The organism is Shewanella sp. MM_2022_3 (assembly GCF_022557375.1).
Lineage (GTDB): Bacteria > Pseudomonadota > Gammaproteobacteria > Enterobacterales > Shewanellaceae > Shewanella > Shewanella xiamenensis.
The window spans coordinates 1-955 of the sequence record NZ_JAKZGV010000117.1 but is presented as its reverse complement, the minus strand read 5'-3'; the positions used below and the strand labels follow the sequence as shown (position 1 = coordinate 955).

Below are 955 nucleotides of genomic sequence, written 5' to 3'. Positions count from 1 at the left end.
AAGGGTACTTAGATGTTTCAGTTCCCCTCGTTTGCCTCATTAAGCTATGTATTCACTTAATGATGACCGCTTATGCGGCCGGGTTCCCCCATTCGGACATCGTTAGCTCAAATGCTTGTTACTAGCTCGCCAACGCTTTTCGCAAGTTACTACGTCCTTCATCGCCTCTGACTGCCAAGGCATCCACCGTATACGCTTAGTCGCTTAACCATACAACCCAAATAGGTTTCACTTACGTGAGCCACTTGAATTGTTGCGACCAGCTGGTTTTACTTGTCTCATCTTCGACCAAGAAGATGGACTCGCCTTAGACTTGAATATTCAAGACACTTAACAAGTGTTTTAAGAACTCAATTTTTTTCGTATTAACACAACGACAGACATCATTGTATTAATTACTATCAGCTTTCCAAATTGTTAAAGAGCGGGCTTAAAAAAGCCAAAGATAATGTTTAAGTTTATCTTTGGCATCTCTAACCATAATGCAGTAAATGGTGGAGCTATGCGGGATCGAACCGCAGACCTCCTGCGTGCAAGGCAGGCGCTCTCCCAGCTGAGCTATAGCCCCATTTACATGCAGTGCGAGTAAATAAGATGTTCCAAACCTCTTAAAGGATTGGTTTGCCAATCATTTCTTATCAAGGCGGACAGTGGCGACGTTTAGTTCACTAAACGAGTCACTTTCCAACGCTGAGAAGGAAGGATTGGTGGGTCAGAGTGGACTTGAACCACCGACCTCACCCTTATCAGGGGTGCGCTCTAACCAGCTGAGCTACAGACCCATCTTTTACTCTATCTTTTATCAAGCAAATCTGTGTGAACACTCAACAAACATCGAGTTAGTCGTATAGGTAAGGAGGTGATCCAGCCCCAGGTTCCCCTAGGGCTACCTTGTTACGACTTCACCCCAGTCATGAACCACAAAGTGGTGAGCGCCCCCCCGAAGGTTAAGCTA

At 45.4% G+C, this 955-nt stretch carries 2 tRNA genes and 2 rRNA genes; all 4 read right to left on the bottom strand.

Features of this window, described 5'->3' with window-relative positions:
* Positions 1–210, bottom strand: a 23S ribosomal RNA gene (locus MMG82_RS21380); the annotation flags it as partial.
* A gap of 282 nt (positions 211–492) precedes the next feature.
* Positions 493–568, bottom strand: a tRNA-Ala gene (locus MMG82_RS21375).
* 137 nt (positions 569–705) lie between these two features.
* Positions 706–782, bottom strand: a tRNA-Ile gene (locus MMG82_RS21370).
* 70 nt (positions 783–852) lie between these two features.
* Positions 853–955: ribosomal RNA gene (locus MMG82_RS21365) — 16S ribosomal RNA — on the bottom strand; the annotation flags it as partial.